Source organism: Bacillus sp. HY001, from assembly GCF_007558965.1.
GTDB lineage: Bacteria > Bacillota > Bacilli > Bacillales > Bacillaceae_G > Bacillus_A > Bacillus_A mobilis.
In genome coordinates, this window is the sequence record NZ_VLTE01000023.1 from 1 (window position 1) to 18673 (window position 18673).

The window sequence follows — 18673 nt, forward strand, 5'->3', positions numbered from 1 at the left end:
TTTAACATTCTCCGATCCCGATTTTCCTTTTATTATACAAGAAATACCCTATAGAATAGACTTTTTTCAAGTGTCTATTCTATAGGGTACATTTTAAAGTTCTATAACTTTTTTATTTACCCTATTTTCTTATTCGCACTAGCTGTTGGTTGAACTTCATTTTTTACTTTCACAATACTAATGCCGTATCCGATTAGTCCACCAATAAGTGCTGGTAAAATCCAACCTAGTCCAACTTCATGCATTGGAAGTAACTTAGTTAGAATATCGTTCACTACTGCCAATTTCATACCAGCTGCATTTAATCCATCAAACATACTTACAATAAATGTTATTAATAAGCTACCTTGATACACTTCTGCTCGTCCTTTAAACAATGGATGAAGGAGTGTTAAGAAAATTAATACGATTGCTAATGGATAAATTGCGATTAATACTGGAACAGAAATTGCGATTAATTGTGTTAAACCTACATTCGCAACAACTGCACTGAACACTGATAATACAATTGCAATCTTTTTATATGAAACGCTTGGGAATAACTTATGGAAAAATGAAGAACAAGCTGAGACTAGTCCAACACTAGTAGTTAAACATGCTGCTATAACCATAATCCCTAATATAATTCCGCCGTATGACCCGAAATAATAGTTTGAAACTTTTGCTAATACTGCACCACCGTTATCTAAGTGGCCAAGTTTTGCAACACTTGAAGCTCCCATAAATGAAAGTGCTGAATAGATTATTGCTAAAATAGATGCAGCAATAAGTGTTGCTTTTGCACAAACAATCATAATATCTTTTTTCGTTTTTGCGCCCTTTTCTTTAATCGCATTTATGATGATGATACCAAATACGAATGATGCTAACGTATCCATTGTTAAGTAACCTTCTTGGAACCCTTTAAAGAACGCATGTGATGTATACGCCTCTGCAGGTGCTTGCATTTCTCCCATTGGATGAATAAAAGCAAATGCTACTAAAATTCCAATGAACGTTAATTTAATTGGCGTTAAGATTTTCCCTACAATATCGACAATTTTCGCGGGATTTAGCGAAAAAAAACAAGTAATGCTAAAGAATACAATTGTAAAAAGAATAAGTGCTGTAGAACTGAAACCTTCTGTCACGAACGGCTTAATACCAATTTCATAAGAAACACTGCCTGTTCTCGGAATAGCGAATAACGGACCAATTGCTAAATATAAAACTGTCGTAAATACAATTCCGAATACTGGATGCACGCGACTTGCTAACGATTGTAAATCCTCTTTACCTGAAATACCAAATGCTAATACTCCTAGTAACGGTAAACCAACACCAGTTACTAAAAATCCAGCGTTAGCAATCCATACATTCTCTCCTGCCGATTGACCAAGCATTGCCGGGAATATTAAATTTCCTGCTCCAAAAAATAGTGCGAATAACATTAAACCAATAACTACTATGAACGAAAACGGTACTTTGTTCGTCATAATATAACCTCCATTCCAATCCTTTTATCTCATTTCCATTTTTAACTAATTGAATTTTCTGAATATTTAACTTAAGTATCAACTATTCTTGACCTCATTATAGTTTGAAATATAATATTTTGCAATACTATTTTCAAACTTTTCTTTTATTTTATAAATATATATTTTTTAACATAGAAATAGACTAAAAAACCAACATGGTCATCCATGTTGGTTTTTTACATTTATTATCAATTAAAATTTCGCCGCTACTTTTTTAACGTTCTCTAAACCTTCTTCAACAATTTGTTGTGAACGATCTGGATATTGATTGTGTCCTTCAATTACAACCGTCTCTGGGTTTGTAATTCCCCAGAATCCAAGTACAGTTGTTACATAATTAACTGCCATTTCCATAGGAGCCATTTGTTCTGAAGAATAATCTGAACCTCGCGCACCTAATACAACGACTTTCTTACCACCAGCTAAACCTTCTGGACCATTTGCAGTATATTTAAATGTTTTTCCAGCTTGAGATAAATATGAAATATACGTAATTAATGGTGCTGGCACTGTGAAGTTCCATAGCGGGAACGCAAATACAACTTTATCAGCTTCTAAAAACTGATTTAAATATTGATCTACCGTTGCTACAGCCTTCTCTTCTTCTGCTGTTAATTCCATTCCTTGACTACGTTTATATCCACCTGAAATAGCGATATTTCCGTAGTACGGAAGATCTAATGCAAATAAATCTAACTCCGTAATTTCTGTATTTGGGTTCGCTTCTTTATAAGCACTTACAAATGTTTCATACATTCTTGAACTAACTGCTTGCTCCGCTGGACGATCGTTTGCTTTTACAAATAATACTTTTGACATTGTTTTATTCCCCTCTACTTTTGTATTTTCTTCTTTTTTACCAAATAACGAGCTAAATAATCCCATTTTCTTCACCTAAACTTTCTTATCATATTCATTATTCATCATCATAAAAATTCTTATTCTAATAAAAAGTTCCAATTGATACCTTAAGTAAAGACACCCAAAACTTTTTGTTATTTAATTACCTTATGTAAGTGATTGTAATACAAATCACTTACTTTAGTCAAGTAACTTTAAATAAAAAATAATATCTCGAATTAAAAATAAAACCCAAATACAATTTAAACATCCATTGTACTTTTTTGTTTGTATAATGAATGTAGAGAGGGCAATTCATATTTAGAAAGGATTTACTCATGAGCACTATAGAAAAGATTCAAACTTTTATTATTCTTTTTGCTGTTACATGCGGCATCGTACTCGGACAATTTAATTTGATACATATGTATGCAGAGCAATTTATTGTCCCCTTCTTATTTTTCATGCTGTATGGATTATTCCTCAGCATTCCATTGAAAGAAATAAAAAATGGATTTCGTAATTTAAAATTCGCTGGAACGAGCCTTACCATTAATTTTTTATTGACACCTTTACTCGCTTGGGGATTAGGAGCACTATTTCTTTCAGATCATCCGGCACTTTGGGTTGGATTTATTATGTTAATGGTTACTCCATGTACAGATTGGTACTTAATCTTTACTGAAATAGCGAAAGGAAATGTAGCACTTTCTACTGCAATTTTGCCTGTAAATTTAATATTGCAAGTACTACTCCTTCCCATTTATTTATTTTTATTTGCTGGTGTCATGAAGACTGTAGCTGTTTCTGTTTTAGTAGAAAGTATTGTTATCGTAATCGTCTTACCATTTATACTTGCACACGCTACAAAATTCATTATGAATAAAATGAAAAAAGCTGAAACACTCGAGAATAAACTCATCCCGTTTTTCAGCTCTGCTCAAATTGTATTTTTAAGTTTAGCAATCGTAGCGATGTTTGCATCACAAGGAAAATATTTACTACAAAATATGAATGTCGTTTTACTATTACTCATTCCGGTTCTATTGTTCTTCATTATTAATTTTGTACTAGGACAATTTATCGGACGCATAATGCGTTTATCTTATAAAGATACAGTAAGTCTAAACTTAACAACATTAGCAAGAAACTCACCTGTTGCACTCGCTATTGCCGTGACGGCTTTTCCAGACGAACCTCTTATCGCGCTTGCACTCGTTATTGGTCCGTTGATTGAACTGCCAGTACTTGCTTGTGTTTCACAAGTGTTGTTGTTTATTAAGAAAAAACAGCGATATACATAACAAAAAACGTCCTACTTTAGGACGTTTTTTTATTGTCGAGAAATCATAGAAGTAACGATAATTATCAGCTCTAAGAATTTTTTGCGCTATAGAAAATTAACTTGTCGTTTCATTAACCAAGTCTTTCTAATTAAAAATTATAGGAAAAGTAAATATTACGAAAGCTGCCCAAAGTCCGTAGATTGGCAAATACTTCGTAACGGCGTCTTGGATAGCTGTCGGTCCTGATTTGTTTTGTAGAAAACGCATATAGGAGAACATAATCCAAATAAGATTTGCCCAGATCAGTATGTTTACACCTAAAACAGCAATTCTATTAGGTGTAATCCCGTAAGAAGAAAGTCTAAATACGATAGCTGACAAAGCTACAGTATCAATAATAAGTGCCAAAGCAATTAAGGCAACGTTTATATAATCTGAAATGCTCTTTTTCTCGTCTGACTCACTCTCAACGATAGAAAATATAGTAACAGCCAATACACCAAGTAGTATTACGTTGAAGGACATGAGGAAATTACGATCCAAGAATGGATTTTTCGCGACCAAAATTACCGTTATAAGATAAATAAACAATGTGATCAGGACGAGAGGACTAAAAATTTTAGCTATATATGGTGTAATATTTTTAGCAAATTTAAGATTCAATGATACTAAGTATGCAGCCACTACAGCGAGAGCGGCAGCTCCAAATAATACAACATTACTAAAATAGAATTCTCCTATATCCAAGTCAACGAAGCTAAATAACTTCATGGTGAAAACTGCTAATATCATTCCGCTCACTGCCATGCTCGCGTAGAGAAGACCATATTCTAAATTAAATTTAATATACGCTAATCTTGTACTGCCTTTTGAATATTCATTTCCCGTAAATGCAAGTCCCAATAAGACCCATAACAATATAGGAAGATGTAAATAAGCAAGGATACTGCTGTCTTTATAATTTAATGGCAACATATTAAGATACAACCCGGCAATTAGGAACAACGCTGCAAGGAAATAAATAATACTTTTTTTCGGAGTATTATTGTAAATAAAATAAGCAGCAATAAAAGGAATTACACCAAAAGCTAGGTTAATTGGAGCAATTGCTTCCTGCTCGACAAAGTGGAAAATGATTCTAGTGCTTAGCCCAGCTAGAATAGCTAACATGCCCATGAATAAGAAACCTTTTTGAAACAGCGATATTTTTTCTGCATTTTCCGTCTCCTTGAAATGCAACCTTTCATACCAAGCTGCTAGCACCTGAGAATCAGGTTTTTCATCCCATGCTTGTGAGAATGACTTTTTAAAAGCTTTTGGGTCTTTTCTATACATTCTCTCCAACTCATGAGGGTTATCCATATTTTCAATAATCAAATTGTTACTGTCCATATTTATACCTCCTCTAATTAAAAAAATAAAGTTGTTACCTTTTCAAAAAAGCACCACACTTATTTATTATGTTTTTGATTTTAATATAAAGTTTATCGTTTTACAATAAATATTTATTATTTAAGATGATATTTTTATTGCATATTTCCACAAAAATCTGTATAAACTACTCTCAGTTTCTCTTAATTATTTTTTCCTCTTATATAAAATAAATGGTAAAGATAATATAAACGCCCTATTTAAATACTATCTTTTCAAATATTTTTTATCGTTAGCATACAAAATAAAAAAGCATGACATAAAATTGTCATGCTTTTTCAAACTTAACCTTTTATTTGTTAAAACCACTTAATTCTCAAACACAAAATTAATCTTATTATCTTTCCACTCTAGCTTCGCATCAAATGTTTTCTCGCCCTTTGTAAAACCTTTAATTAAATCGGTCTTTTCACCTTTTAGGAGCTTTGTCATATTTTTTTGCGAAATTGTTTTACTTAATATCTTCTTTGAGATGGTAAAATCACATTGTGTCGTGTTGTAGTTAGAACAACCGTAAAACGTTGACTTATCAATCACATCGCCATCACACTTTTTGCAGCTACCTACCTTTTTACCTGTTGTAAATTTCGATCCTTTTCGCTCAATCGACTCAACATGTAATCCAGTGAAATCCCATTTCTCCGACATTTCCACTGCATCTTCAATAATTTTAGCTGATAGCTTTTTCGTTTGCTCCATAAATGTAGCTGGTGATGCTGTGCCTTCGCCGATTTCCGCAAGACGCTGCTCCCATTTCGCTGTCATTTCTGGTGAAGCTAGTATTTTGTCTCCAATTGCGGTAATTAATACTTTCCCTTTATCGGTTGCATACACTTGGTTCTTCTTCACATCTATATATTTACGGTCTTTCAGCATCGTAATAATTCCAGCGCGAGTTGCCTCCGTACCTAAACCCTCTGTTTTCTTTAACACTTTCTCAAGCTCTTCGTTCTCTAAATACTTACCTGCCGTTTTCATTAACGTAATAAGTTGTCCTTCTGTATAACGCTTCGGTGGCTGTGTTTTTCCTTCTTTCACTTTCACCTTTACAACTTTCCCTTGTTCACCTTCTGCGACAATTGGAAGAATTGTTTCGTCATCTTTATCATCTTGGAAAATAACTTTACGCCAACCTTCTTGAATTTGCTGTTTTCCTTTTGAAATGAATTCAGCCCGTTCATCTACAAGAGTTGTAATCGTTGTGTAGTCAAAGATTGCTACTTCATAATGCGCCGCAATCAGTCTTCTTACGATCATATCGTAAATTTTCTTTTCATCACCTGATAGTTTGCTTGGATTTGTAACTTGCTCTGTCGGAATAATAGCGTAGTGATCTGTAACTTTTTTTTCATTCACATAACGCTTATTATTCATAATCGATTCAATTGGTGCTGGCAATAAGCCTTTATATTCATCAAACTGACTTAACTTCTGCAAAATATCAGGGAACGTCGCTGCTTCTCCTTGTGTAACATAGTTAGAATCCGAACGAGGATAAGAAACTATCCCTTTTTGATATAGTGCTTGTGTTATATCTAGCGTCTTTTTTGGTGAAAATTTAAAAGCTTTATTAGCTGTCGCTTGCAGTGCTGATAAATTAAATAAAAACGGTGGCTGAAACTCTTTACGCTCCGTTTTCATTTCTTTTACTACAGCCGGTTTCCCTTGGCAAAATGCCGCAATTTTATTTGCCATATCAGGGTCTTGTAAGCGGGATTCACTATCCTTCTCCCATTTCCCCTCATACTTCTTTCCTTCTATATTAAAGGTTGCGAACACTTCCCAAAATGGCTCAGACTTAAAGTTTTCTATTTCTTTCTCACGCTTTACAATCAACGCTAACGTTGGTGTTTGTACACGACCAGCGGAAAATACATCGTTCATTCCTTTTTTCTTTAGCAAAATACTAAAGACACGTGAAGCATTCATACCAACAACCCAGTCCGCACACGACCTTGTATACGCCTCATAGTACGTATTAATTGTATCTGCTTCATCTAGTAAATTTTTAAATCCCTGGTATATAGCTTGTTTCGTTAAAGATGAAATCCAAAGACGCTTCATCGGCTTTTGCACGTTGCAAAGGTTAATAATATTTCGTACAATCAATTCCCCTTCACGCCCGGCATCGCCCGCGTGAATAATTTCTGTTACCTGTGGATTATGTAACAGCTGTTTCACAACGTTAAATTGCTTATACTTTGACTTTGTTACTTCAAATTGAAAACGCTCTGGAATCATTGGTAACGTATTAAGTGACCATTTTTTCCACTCTGCGTGATAATGCTCTGGATTACATAACTGCGCCAAATGAAATACACTATTATATATTTTTATTTTCTGTAAAACTTTTATATAGCAAAATTTATTACTTCAATATCTAACAGAAAATAAGGAATATCCTACCCTACTAAACTATCACTAAAATTAGACACCTTAAATATCCTAAACATAAATATTGTTATAAAAACCATGATATTCACTAAATATTTTTTCTTTAAATAATACTTTTAATATACAAGGATTTCTTAATTATAATTATCCTTTTCAATATACGCTCCTCAAAAGATATGCTTTTTATCTTTTATCCCATAAAAATAGTTTATACATGCTTATAAAATATAAAGAACACTTACTTATTATTAAAACTGAAATGCACCGACTCTTGTTACACTTCTTATTCTTTCTTCTTCACATATAATTTAATTTAAAAACTTTAGCCTATTTTATACGCCTTCATTAGATTGATTATTGATAATCCTGTATTCTCTTCTATCAGTCCATTAACGTTTAAACCATAGTCAACACTTTCATTAACCATAATAAATTTTTCTTTCGCTCTTGTAATACAAACATAATGATCTTCAAATCTCTTAACGTAATATCCATAATGATTTTTCCCAAAATAAAATGAAGAAAAACTAATCACTTGCTCAAACTCTAAACCCTTTGAAGAAAATACTGTCATAACCTTATGTTTAATTTTAGCATTATTAAATGCTATACTATTTTCCTCATTTTCTAAAGTTTGTGTCAAAGCTCCAATCTCTTCTATATTAATCGTGACTTCAAAAAAATTGTACAAATCAAGAATTGTTTCTTCTAAAATTTTATCAGTGTGTTTATTAACTTTAAAATCCTTTAGTATATCTTTCAATTTTTTCATTTGATCATTTGTATAGTTTCCTATTAATGCCTCTATTAAATCATATTCATTAATATCTTCATTAAAATAATAAGAAGCTAACTCGTGAAGAAAGTTCCCATTAACAAATGAATCATCAATAGGTGTTTTAGGAACACATAAAAAATTATATCCGAGGTTATTTATTTCAGTTACAAAATCTGTTATCTCAGTATTTACATTTATTATTACTGTAATCTCCTTTTCAATATCAATTTCTGAAGATTCTATAAGCCTTATAACAGTATCAACACGTGTTAATTCATTATTTGGTTTCACTAGAACAACACTCTGAACTTCATCTTGTAACTCAATATTTTCTGAGGTATTTTTATTTAGCGAATTCGCGAAATTTTGAATATCAATATGACTTCTAAAATTCCTAGTTAGTTGGTAATAATTAAACTTTTCATTAGCTGCTAAACTTATAAAATTCTGAGGGTAAGCACCTCTCCATTTATAAATTGATTGCTTTTCATCTCCTACTATAAATAACTTGATGTTTAACTCATCTATTAAAAACATGAAGAGTTTATGCATTGATTGGTCGCTGTCTTGATACTCATCAATAAACACTTTAGAATATTTCGCCTTCAAATACTGTGCAGCTGCTTTAGATTTTGTTAACACATCCAGTGCAAGGTCAAATTTGAAATTCTTTTTTCTCACATCGGTACCATATACACCTAATATATTTTCCGTTTTTAATAATTTAATACCATCACTATACGAATTAAAATTCTGATCATAACGCACAGAAAAATTTCCTACATCTGGATATACGTCATAAATAAAAGGAAAAATTATTTCTTTCTCCACAAAAGAATCATTCGTCCCCACAAAAACATTAGAATAGCCTTTCCCAAGTTTACTTCTTATCTCTTTTGCAGCCTTTCTCATAAATGTTATTGCTGCAACAGTGTAATGACTTTTATCAGCCTTCAAATCTCTTCTTATTTTCTCTGTCATTATTGTGGTTTTTCCAGATCCTGCACTAGCCAAAATGACTAAGCTGTTGTTATCTAATAAAATACGCTCCCTTGTTTCGCTATCATTAATCATCATTTTCACCACACATTTTTTTTAAGCACCAAAATAATGGATGACTATAAATAGTTTTTGAATCTTTTTCTTCCATCTTCTCAACAAATTCCACCATATTATAAAGTTTTTTATTTTGAAGATAGTTTATTGGGTCTGTTTTCCCTAAAATTTCCGACATTCTCTCTCCTAATGCTTCCTGTAAATCATGCTCTAAATCTATTCCAGATAAGTAAATACCTTTATCTTTCAATGAATCAATCTCTTTTTTATAAACATTAGTTATTTTCTTCTTTTCCTCATTTTGTTGAATTTTTTTATCTTTCTTAGTAGCTCCATCAGTATAAACTATTTGAACTGCCTCTTTTTTCTCTTCACCCACAATTTCAAGACACCTATTTAGACCAATTAAATCATGCATCGACTTATCTGATGTTTTTGCTTTCAAATCATTATCAGTTTTTACAAAACACTCAATTCCCAATTTCTTAAATACTTCTATGTACGTATTAAAAGCAATACCATTTACAACTAATAAATATCCTCCTTCTAATTCATAATTAGGTTTAACATCACTTAATATACGTTCAAAAAGTATTTGTTCAGAAGGTCCCTCTATTAATAGCACTCTCTCTGAGAACAACGCTTCTGCTAATGATTTGTTTAATTTCTTTTTAACTTTCGAATACTCATCATTAACATTATATAAATATGAATAACCTTCAACTTTTCCTATAAAACTAATTCTAATAAGCTCTGTATTATCCATTTCATAAAGTAATTCTGGAGAATGAGTAGAGAGAATAAAATAATCATATACTTTATTACAGAAAAGTTGTTTAGATAATGCAATTTGCATGGATCTATGTAAACTATTTTCAGGTTCTTCAATAAGATAAATAACAATTTTATCTTGATATTCTTGCAAAGTCAGATGGTTTAATAGAGAATATGCAAGTAATTTCTTTCTTCCGTCTCCAGATGTAGGATAATAGTTTTTATCACCATCTCTTTTTATATAGGGAACTAAATTATTTAGAAAACCATTAACAACTAATTCAGATTTCAATTCAATATTAATTTCTTCATCTTTTAGCGCTCTGTAATTTTTGGTGAGATTTTTTTCTACTGCTTTTATCATCTCCATATTGCTAATATTACTATTTAACTCCCTAATGTTTTCTTGTATATCATCGGATAATTGGATATCTTTTGCAGATTTATTTGTTTCATCAAATAAATTCTTCCTATTCTTTTTAAAAATTCCATCCAATTCTATTGTTGGATCTATATATACAACTTTAAATACCCTATCTAGATCCGAAAAATCCCCTCTCTGTGGTATCATCTGTAGATTCTTCAAATCATTTCCCCATAGCAAAATGGGATTACCAAATAGCTCTTTTTCTTCAAACTCTCCTTCTAATTTAAAATAAAAAGTATCAAGATTTTCTGTTGTTCTAGCACCTTTTACTTTTGAAACAATTTTCTTCGTATCCTCATCCTCATAATCAGATATGTCTATTTCTAACAAAATCTCTATTTTTTTAGTTGTATCACTCAAATGAAAATCGGATTTAACAAAACCATTTTTACGTATATCCCTGTCTAGAAGAAATCTAAGTGCAAATAACAAATTAGTTTTCCCTACATCATTCATACCAAAAATAACACTTTGGTTAGACATTCCCACTTTTATTTCTTCAAAGTTTCTAAAGTTCTTTACTTCTAAGCTTTTCAATTTCATTAAAAACATCTTCCTTTCAAGTTATAAAAATGAAAATCATATCTACAATATTATTAGTTTCAATGCTATCCAATATTAAAGACCAATGAGCAAGTTATCAAATATCTTTTTTATTTTTATGATGCAAGCATATGGTTACTTAAGTATATTCATATAGCATAATTTATTCGTAAAAATAGTAATCTACATCTTCCCTATATTGTAATTTATCCATAAAATCTCTTATCAGTTTTTTTTGTTCAATAATCGATGTTTGTGGTGAAATTCGAGAAAGTATTTCTTTCGCATATGTAAACGCCATCAAAACATGATTATTTAAAGCTGCAATTTGTTCGATGATAAATTCTTTATTATCAACCGTTCGATTAATATCAAACAATCTAATTCCTATCGCATTTAAATAATCTCTATCTCCACATTTTTCCTCAATTCGTACTGGAAAGAAATTTAAGGAATTAGATAATAATTTAACATGCAAATTGCTTGTTAAATTATAAGTTTCGTCTAAAGTTTCAATAATATATTTGTGTGGTAATGAATTATTAATTTGTCCAATCAAATATAACAACTCATCTTTATCAGTACCTAGTCCAACTATCTTGGTCTCTTCTCTTAAAAACAAAAGATGTCCTAATTCATGGGATTCAGCCTCAATTCTTTCCTCTTCACCTAAAATCTCTAAATAAACTATTGTCCACAAATTACTTTCATAGTTGTATCTTAATTGGGCTGGGCTATCTTCATTTAATCCATAATTATTATTACCCTCTTCAATACTTACTACCTTTATTTCAAAATTAAAATCATGTCTAATATCTTCACGTAATTGTTCTATACTCAAAACGTTCATTCCCTTCATATAATTCAAAAATCCTAACTAAACAAATATCAATAAATTTAATATCCCTTACTTAATCCACCAACCATAAGGAAAATTTGTGTTCTATTCTAAAGCTGTGTTAGCGTGCTATTTCTTTACCTTCCTAAAAAAGGGTTACAAATACTTGTAACCCTTCTCTCACTTCTCAAACACAAAATTAATTTTATCATCTTTCCATCCTAACTTCGCATCGAATGTTTTATCACTTTTCTTAAATCCTTTAATTAAATCTGTCTGTTCACCATTTAATAATTTTTTCATATTCTTCTGTGAGATTGTCTTTCCTAATATTTTTTTCGAAATTGTAAAATCACATTTTGTTGTAGAATAATTCGAGCATCCGTAAAAAGTAGACTTGTCAACGACATCTCCATCACATTTTTTACATTTCCCAACTTTTGTTCCCATTGCTGATTTCTTTTTTGAACCTGGTTTACCTTGAAATTGCGTAAGATCAAATTGTTGAAAATCCCATCCTCCACTTTGCTCTTTCGCATCATCAATAAGTTTGAGTGTAAGTTTTTTCGTTTGTTCCATAAACACACTTGGAGATGCAATTCCATCTCCAATTTCATCTAATCTTTGTTCCCACTTGGCTGTCATCTCTGGCGAAGCTAAAATACTATCACCAATGGCATCTATTAAGAGTTTCCCCTTGTCGGTGGCTGATACTTGGTTCTTCTTAACCTCAATATATTTACGATCTTTTAAAACGCCTATAATACCAGCTCGAGTTGCTTCTGTGCCTAGTCCCTCTGTCTTATTTAAAACCTTTGTTAACTCTTCATTATCTAAATATTTACCTGCCGTTTTCATTAACGTAATAAGTTGTCCTTCTGTATATCGCTTAGGAGGTTGTGTTTTTCCCTCTTTTACTGTTACCTCCTGAACAATACCCTGTTCTCCTTTTTCTAACGAAGGTAGATCTTGTTCGTCCTCGTCTTTATTTTTTTCTTTCTTATTTCCAAAAATAACTTTACGCCAACCAGATTGAATTTCTTCTTTCCCTTTAGATATAAACGTTGCTCTACCGTCAACTAGTGTATTAACTGTCGTATAATCAAAAATTGCTTTATCGTAGTGTGCCGCAAGTAATCGTCTAATAACTAAATCATATATTTTTTGCTCTTCTCCAGATAATCTTGACGGATCCGTTACTTGTTCAGTTGGAATGATAGCGTAATGATCTGTTACTTTTTTCTCATTTACGTAACGTTTATTTTCCATAATTGAAGAAAACGGTAATGGAAAGAATGCACTATATGCCTCAATATTACTTATTTTCTGTAGAATATCCGGAAACATTGATGCTTCTTCTTTGGTCACAAAACTTGAATCTGAACGAGGATAAGAAATAATCCCCTTAATATACAACTTTTGAGCAATATCTAACGTTTGTTGTGGCGAATATTTAAATCTTTTATTTGCCTCAGCTTGTAGTGAGGAGAGATTAAATAGAAATGGTGGCTGAAATTCCTTTCTTTCTTTTTCAAGCTCGTGAACTTCGGCATCTTTTCCGTTACAAAATTGTGCAATTTTATGAGCCATAGCTGCTTCTTTTATTCTCGAGTCATTATCTTTATGCCATTTCCCCATATAGACCTTACCATCCATATTAAATTTGGCATTAACCTCCCAAAAAGGTTCAGACTTAAAATTCTCAATTTCCTTTTCGCGTTTAACAATCAAAGCAAGTGTCGGTGTTTGAACTCGTCCTGTTGAAAACACATCTGAAATACCTTTTTGCTGTAATAAAAGTGTATATGCACGTGAAGCATTCATACCAACGAGCCAATCTGCACATGAACGACTATATGCTTCATAGTAAAGATTTCTAGTTTCTTTTTCATCTAACAAATTTTCAAATCCATTTGTAACCGCATTTTGAGTTAATGAAGATATCCATAAGCGCTTCATCGGTTTATTATTTCTACACAACATTAATGTTAGCCTAATAATAGCTTCCCCTTCTCTTTCGGCGTCTCCCGCTATTATAATTTCATTAACTTCATTGTGATGAACTAATTCCTTTATTATGTTAAATTGCTTCCATTTTGATTTTGTAACTCTATGATTAAATTTTTCCGGAATAATGGGTAAAGTATTTAAACTCCACTTTTTCCACTTTGGATCATATTCCTCAGGTGGAATCAATTCGCATAAATGTCCAACTGCCCAACTTAAATATGCTCCTTTAGGAAATACATCATTTGGAGCTATTTCAATATACCCATTTCTTTTTTTATGCGAAAAAGGCGCTGCCAGTTTAGCACCTTGATCTGGTTTTTCAGCGATTATTAATTTCATGTCTTTCTCCTTTGATTTAAACCTAGAGCACATCTCTTTTACATTTTCATCTTGTAATATTATTACTTCTCAAATATTGATAAAATGAAGCTCTTCCAATTTTAGTTATATCACATATCTCTTTTACTGTTTTTTCTCCCTGTTTATACAACTCAATTGCATGTAGAAGAGATTTATTTTTTTCGTGATATTTTTTCACACGGCCACGATATTTCCCTTTTTCTTTCGCGATAGCAATCCCTTCTTTTTGACGCGTATTTATTAAGTCACGCTCTAATTGATTAACTCCTGCCATGACTGTTAATAAAAATGTACTATAGGGATTATCACTGGACATATCTAACCATGTATCCTTTAAACTCTTTAAAATAACACCTTTATTTTTAATTAACTCCAACAAAGAGAATAAGTCTTGGGTACTACGCGTAATACGTGTTAAATCCGTAACTACTATTATATCTCCTTCTTGGAGCTCTCCTAGCATTTTTTGTAGCACGATTCGATTTGCTGTAGTTCCGCTAGTCTTTTCTCGATATATTTTTTCACATTTATATTCTTGTAACTGCTTTAATTGCCGAGCTAAACTTTGTTTTTCAGAACTTACTCGTGCATAACCTAAAATCATTTAAAGCCTCCCCTAAGCAATTCTGACATTACTATTTTAGCACTTAATTTCTAGACATTCTATCTAGACATTAGTTTTCTTTATGTGAATTTAAGAGATAAATTGCACACTTTTTAAACGCTATTTTGCACTATAAGTAAATATAAAAAGTCCAATTTCTCAATAAAATCGAAAAATTGGACTTTTTTCGTTGCTCCATTAAAGCGCCCGATTGTTGAATAACTTTATCCAAATATGATATAGTTCTCCATAACTAATGTAAGTGCGGTTTTATATTATATTTATATTTTAATCTCATCAAAATTATCTAGTTCTTCAAAATCTACATCAATAATTTCTGGATTATTCTTTTTAAGTTCCTCAAAGCTTTTTCTAACATCTTCTGAAGAAAGATTCATATTTTCTTCTAGGGATTTTGAGAGTCTATTCCCCATTTTCGTCATAGAAGCAAATGTTAGACCTCCTGAGACTACACCTCCAACAACTGGAATAACTTTTGATATTCCTTTAGCAAAGGAGTCCTTAGTAACTTTCACTCCAATATAGCTTGCTATTTTTTTTATTATTGGGTAATAAAATGTCTTCATTAAAGCTTTATTCGGAAGTTTTTTCAATGCTTCCTTAGATAATTGAGATGACAACACTTTTATTGTTGCTGTTGCTCCTCCCACTCCAAACATAACACCTAAAAATAATACCAAGTCTCCGTTTACCTTTTCTACATCTAATCCATCATCATCCCAGAAATCCTCATATCCATAAATATAACCTAATTCTTGAGATAATCTTAATGCCATGCCAAAAAACTGTGCTGTATCAGCTGGTATTGTAGCAGCCATTGCTAATCCTCCTGGTACACCTGCAGCAAATGAGACACTAGAACTTTTCATAGTTCGATTAGAGATAACCTTTTTTGCGACTTTATTTATTATTTTTTTATCGATATTAGCGTTTATTGGACCTTTTTCAATTATTTCTGCTAATTGATTTGGGGATACATTTTTAGAAAAATTTTTGGCTAAAAATTCATCTCTATTAACTTTAACTCCCGGTAACTTAACTGCATTTGTTATTAAAACTTCAATCATTCCAAATTCATTTGCCACTATTTATCTCTCCTTGTATTAAGAACCATAGATATACATATATTTTACAATAAAAGCAGATGCATTACTTATTTTTATATAATGAACAAAACGTAAAAAGAGCAGATAAGTCATCTGCTAATGACCTATCCGCTCCTTGCCCTGTTAAATAATCTACTTCAATAATCTGGCCCTTTAATGGAATAAAATGCTAGAACTTCTGTTACGTAAGAAACAGAAAGAGCTAAATGAATATAAAGCGATGTACATAATTAAGGATTATTTTTTACTTTTTTACCAAGCATTACACAAAAACACCCAAGAATTATCAAAGGTTCTCTTTCGTCTGTTTAACCTCCTACAGCGTAACGGACGAAAATCTCATCGATACGAGAAAAAGACAGTCTTTGATATTTTGAGTGTTGTGTATGAGTATACCACTTCTACTCATCAGGTAGCATAGTAAAAAATTGAAACCCGTCAGGGTTTATTTGATATGCCCACTTTTATAAAATCTATAAAAGATAATAAAAACTATATGGAAAGACCACATTTTGTATAAAAATATACCTTAAGTTGATGGATGTGTGATGTGACCCCTAATACTTGTTCTCAAATCCGGTTCCGTTGCTACACAGCCCCCTAATTCTCTACTTCTCTCCAATTTATTTATATCATTCAGTCCAACAGAATCACTTTTTGCATTAGCATCTGATTGTTCTGGTAGAACGGCACATCTGTGTTACCAAGGACTGTTGGCGGTACGTTTGAAAGCTCATTGAGGTTATCCATCGGAACGATCACGCTCTTGGCCCCGTTTTCAGATAGCATGGTGACCTTGTCAGCAAAGTTAATTACTCTCTCTATGGCACCTCCCACAGAGATATTTCCAAGGACTGCAAGGCCAGCCTTCAGGTTCTTTTTGTAAAGGGCCGATACGATCGCGATATAGACTGCTGATCCGATACCCGACGAGATTGCAGAACCCAGAAGATTAGTTGCCTGAATGGTGATATCATAATTTTTCAGCGAATGTTTGTCACTCAGGATCGTTTTCTCATTAGCCTTTATGTACTGGTAGGTGTTTTTGATATTCTCCTTCACGGCCGTGTTGTTGACCCCGGTAATATTCAACTTTCCAGATCCTGCTATTGCGACGGTTTCAATCCTCACCAGCGCTACGTTCTCACCATCACTGGTACTTGTATAACAAACCCCCGGAGGAAGCGGAGTGTTCTCAATGAGGTGTGACCCTTTTTCTTCGGGCAGACCGACAAAAAACTCTTCTTGGCTTTCCTTATCAATGTAAGAGAAATTGGTATCCCAGAACTCCATACCCCCGATACGCTTCAGTTGTTCTTTAACACGTCGACGCATCTCGAGAGCGATTTCCAGATACTCCTTAATGTCTTCTTTGGTGTATTCGCCATCCGGGTGCATTAGCTTGATCAAGCCGGAAACAGTCTTCTTAACCGGTTTGGTATCACGCTGTTTCAGATGAGCTCCAAGTGAATAGTATTTTTCGAGTGCATCGGTATAGGTAACCCGCCTCAATGATTTTAGAGCCTCAGAGAAGTAATCCGTACTGAACCCAAAGTTGGATGTGAAATGCTTTGGCGAAAATTTGAGCATTTCCCAACCGGGAAGATAAAAATGGATACGATCTAGAAAGGCCGTATCGCTGTTGACCTCATCTGAAAGCGGACTGAACAGGTGCGAGGTCTGCAGGACCGTCTCGACAGGCTGATTGATGTTACCGTTAAGAATGATGGAAGCGACTCCAGTGATTTCACCACCGGCACCGGCCCGGGAGAAAGACCCTGACTCCATGTAGTCTTTCATCAGAGGAACAGCGTCTCGTTCCTTGAAGATTTTGTCCGTAGCCTCATCAAAGCAGATTGCATCCCATTGACCCACAGCCCCAACCTTACCGGTTGAGCCATGGACAAAGAGTTTTGCTACCGTTCCCTGACCACCGGATATCAACACAGCATAAGGCGTTAGTTCCTTATAGACAAAGGATTTACCTGTCGAACGTGGTCCCAGCTCGATGAAATTGAAGTTCGATTCAACCATTGGGAGTAATCTGGATAGCAATAGCATTTTGATTCGATCGGAGACACCTTCTGCACTCGGTTCATAGCCGCAGCTTCTCAAAAGGATGTCGAGCCACTCACTCTTTGTAAACTCCTTGCGTTTGTTGATGATCTTAGTATTATCAAAGCTGGAAAGCTGGATGGGCTTGATCTCTGTAATGACAAACGGAAAAATATTCTGTCCGACTTTAATGTTTGGATCATACTCCACATCGACAATAGCCCAGATGCCTCCCATAAGCATCTTTTCATGCTGCTTTACCAAGTCATCGCTGATATTTCCATTTTTGATGTTGCTGTTTTGTAGCTTCGCCCAGTAGATATCCTTTTTGGAATCCAGTTCCACGGAGATCTTATCGATGATCTTGTAGCGGCCATTCTCACGAATCTTGGAATGAATCAATGAGCTCTCTTCAGGATTCACATAATGCTCGCTGAGAACCCTTTTCACATTCTCCATGCCGGTGCGGATCTTTTCTTCGTCATCAGTAGAGCAGGAGTTGGCTATCAGGTATTCAAGCACAAACACCGGCACATTGGCTCCAACCTTTACTGAGCGGACAAGATCTTTCTTGACCACGTACCCCCTGAAGTGTTCTAAAAGTTTTATGTCTAAGTCATTCAATACTGTCAT

The 18673-nt window shown here is 33.3% G+C and carries 11 protein-coding genes and 2 pseudogenes; 2 read left to right on the plus strand and 11 right to left on the minus strand.

The features are described from left to right. Positions 1–116: 116 nt before the first annotated feature. Positions 117–1475 carry a branched-chain amino acid transport system II carrier protein gene (gene brnQ, locus FOT98_RS12730; RefSeq protein ID WP_061676832.1) on the minus strand — a complete coding sequence of 453 codons (1359 nt, stop codon included), beginning with the start codon at positions 1473–1475 and terminating at the stop codon, positions 117–119. A gap of 234 nt (positions 1476–1709) precedes the next feature. Then, entirely contained in the window at positions 1710–2402 is a 693-nt protein-coding gene (locus FOT98_RS12735) for an FMN-dependent NADH-azoreductase (protein WP_061676831.1), read from the minus strand. A gap of 293 nt (positions 2403–2695) precedes the next feature. On the opposite strand from FOT98_RS12735, the gene FOT98_RS12740 reads away from it, so the two are divergent. Then, the gene (locus FOT98_RS12740) at positions 2696–3661 is read left to right on the plus strand and encodes an arsenic resistance protein (protein ID WP_063260207.1); all 966 of its coding nucleotides are present in this window, start codon (positions 2696–2698) and stop codon (positions 3659–3661) included. 126 nt (positions 3662–3787) lie between these two features. Here the strand turns inward: FOT98_RS12740 and FOT98_RS12745 are convergent, their stop codons facing one another. From FOT98_RS12745 to FOT98_RS12780, 8 genes and pseudogenes are all read right to left on the minus strand, one after another. After that, positions 3788–5035, minus strand: coding sequence for a DUF4153 domain-containing protein (locus tag FOT98_RS12745; protein WP_063260206.1), 1248 nt, complete (start codon positions 5033–5035; stop codon positions 3788–3790). Positions 5036–5383: 348 nt separating this feature from the next. Continuing rightward, positions 5384–7396, minus strand: a pseudogene (gene topB / locus FOT98_RS12750) (DNA topoisomerase III); the annotation flags it as partial. 394 nt (positions 7397–7790) lie between these two features. Continuing rightward, positions 7791–9323: a UvrD-helicase domain-containing protein gene (locus FOT98_RS12755; protein ID WP_084638346.1), complete on the minus strand. Its 1533-nt coding sequence runs from the start codon at positions 9321–9323 to the stop codon at positions 7791–7793. Next, positions 9313–11046, minus strand: a complete 1734-nt coding sequence (locus FOT98_RS12760) for an ATP-dependent nuclease (protein ID WP_144291066.1) — start codon at positions 11044–11046, stop codon at positions 9313–9315. The genes FOT98_RS12755 and FOT98_RS12760 overlap by 11 nt, the downstream gene beginning before the upstream one ends. A 163-nt stretch (positions 11047–11209) precedes the next feature. Beyond that, positions 11210–11887, minus strand: coding sequence for a hypothetical protein (locus FOT98_RS12765; protein ID WP_131801184.1), 678 nt, complete (start codon positions 11885–11887; stop codon positions 11210–11212). Between the two features lie 177 nt (positions 11888–12064). Continuing rightward, on the minus strand, positions 12065–14233 hold the full coding sequence (locus tag FOT98_RS12770) for a DNA topoisomerase III (protein WP_071742531.1): 2169 nt from the start codon (positions 14231–14233) through the stop codon (positions 12065–12067). A gap of 46 nt (positions 14234–14279) precedes the next feature. Next, complete coding sequence (locus FOT98_RS12775; RefSeq protein WP_071742533.1) at positions 14280–14858, minus strand: recombinase family protein; 579 nt, start codon at positions 14856–14858, stop codon at positions 14280–14282. A 281-nt stretch (positions 14859–15139) separates the two neighbouring features. Then, entirely contained in the window at positions 15140–15964 is an 825-nt protein-coding gene (locus tag FOT98_RS12780; RefSeq protein WP_260850982.1) for a bacteriochlorophyll 4-vinyl reductase, read from the minus strand. 184 nt (positions 15965–16148) lie between these two features. Here FOT98_RS12780 and FOT98_RS12785 point away from each other — a divergent pair. Beyond that, positions 16149–16406 (plus strand): annotated as a pseudogene (locus FOT98_RS12785) (IS4 family transposase); the annotation flags it as partial. Between the two features lie 215 nt (positions 16407–16621). On the opposite strand, the gene brxL reads toward FOT98_RS12785, so the two are convergent. Next, positions 16622–18673 carry a protease Lon-related BREX system protein BrxL gene (brxL, locus tag FOT98_RS12790; RefSeq protein ID WP_071742537.1) on the minus strand — a complete coding sequence of 684 codons (2052 nt, stop codon included), beginning with the start codon at positions 18671–18673 and terminating at the stop codon, positions 16622–16624.

Bases quoted from the DNA above. Each gene is read 5' to 3' on its own strand.
- brnQ (WP_061676832.1), bottom strand. From the start codon at position 1,475: ATGACGAACAAAGTACCGTTTTCGTTCATAGTAGTTATTGGTTTAATG.
- FOT98_RS12735 (WP_061676831.1), bottom strand. From the start codon at position 2,402: ATGGGATTATTTAGCTCGTTATTTGGTAAAAAAGAAGAAAATACAAAA.
- FOT98_RS12740 (WP_063260207.1), top strand. From the start codon at position 2,696: ATGAGCACTATAGAAAAGATTCAAACTTTTATTATTCTTTTTGCTGTT.
- FOT98_RS12745 (WP_063260206.1), bottom strand. From the start codon at position 5,035: ATGGACAGTAACAATTTGATTATTGAAAATATGGATAACCCTCATGAG.
- FOT98_RS12755 (WP_084638346.1), bottom strand. From the start codon at position 9,323: ATGATGATTAATGATAGCGAAACAAGGGAGCGTATTTTATTAGATAAC.
- FOT98_RS12760 (WP_144291066.1), bottom strand. From the start codon at position 11,046: ATGAAATTGAAAAGCTTAGAAGTAAAGAACTTTAGAAACTTTGAAGAA.
- FOT98_RS12770 (WP_071742531.1), bottom strand. From the start codon at position 14,233: ATGAAATTAATAATCGCTGAAAAACCAGATCAAGGTGCTAAACTGGCA.
- FOT98_RS12775 (WP_071742533.1), bottom strand. From the start codon at position 14,858: ATGATTTTAGGTTATGCACGAGTAAGTTCTGAAAAACAAAGTTTAGCT.
- brxL (WP_071742537.1), bottom strand. From the start codon at position 18,673: ATGACAGTATTGAATGACTTAGACATAAAACTTTTAGAACACTTCAGG.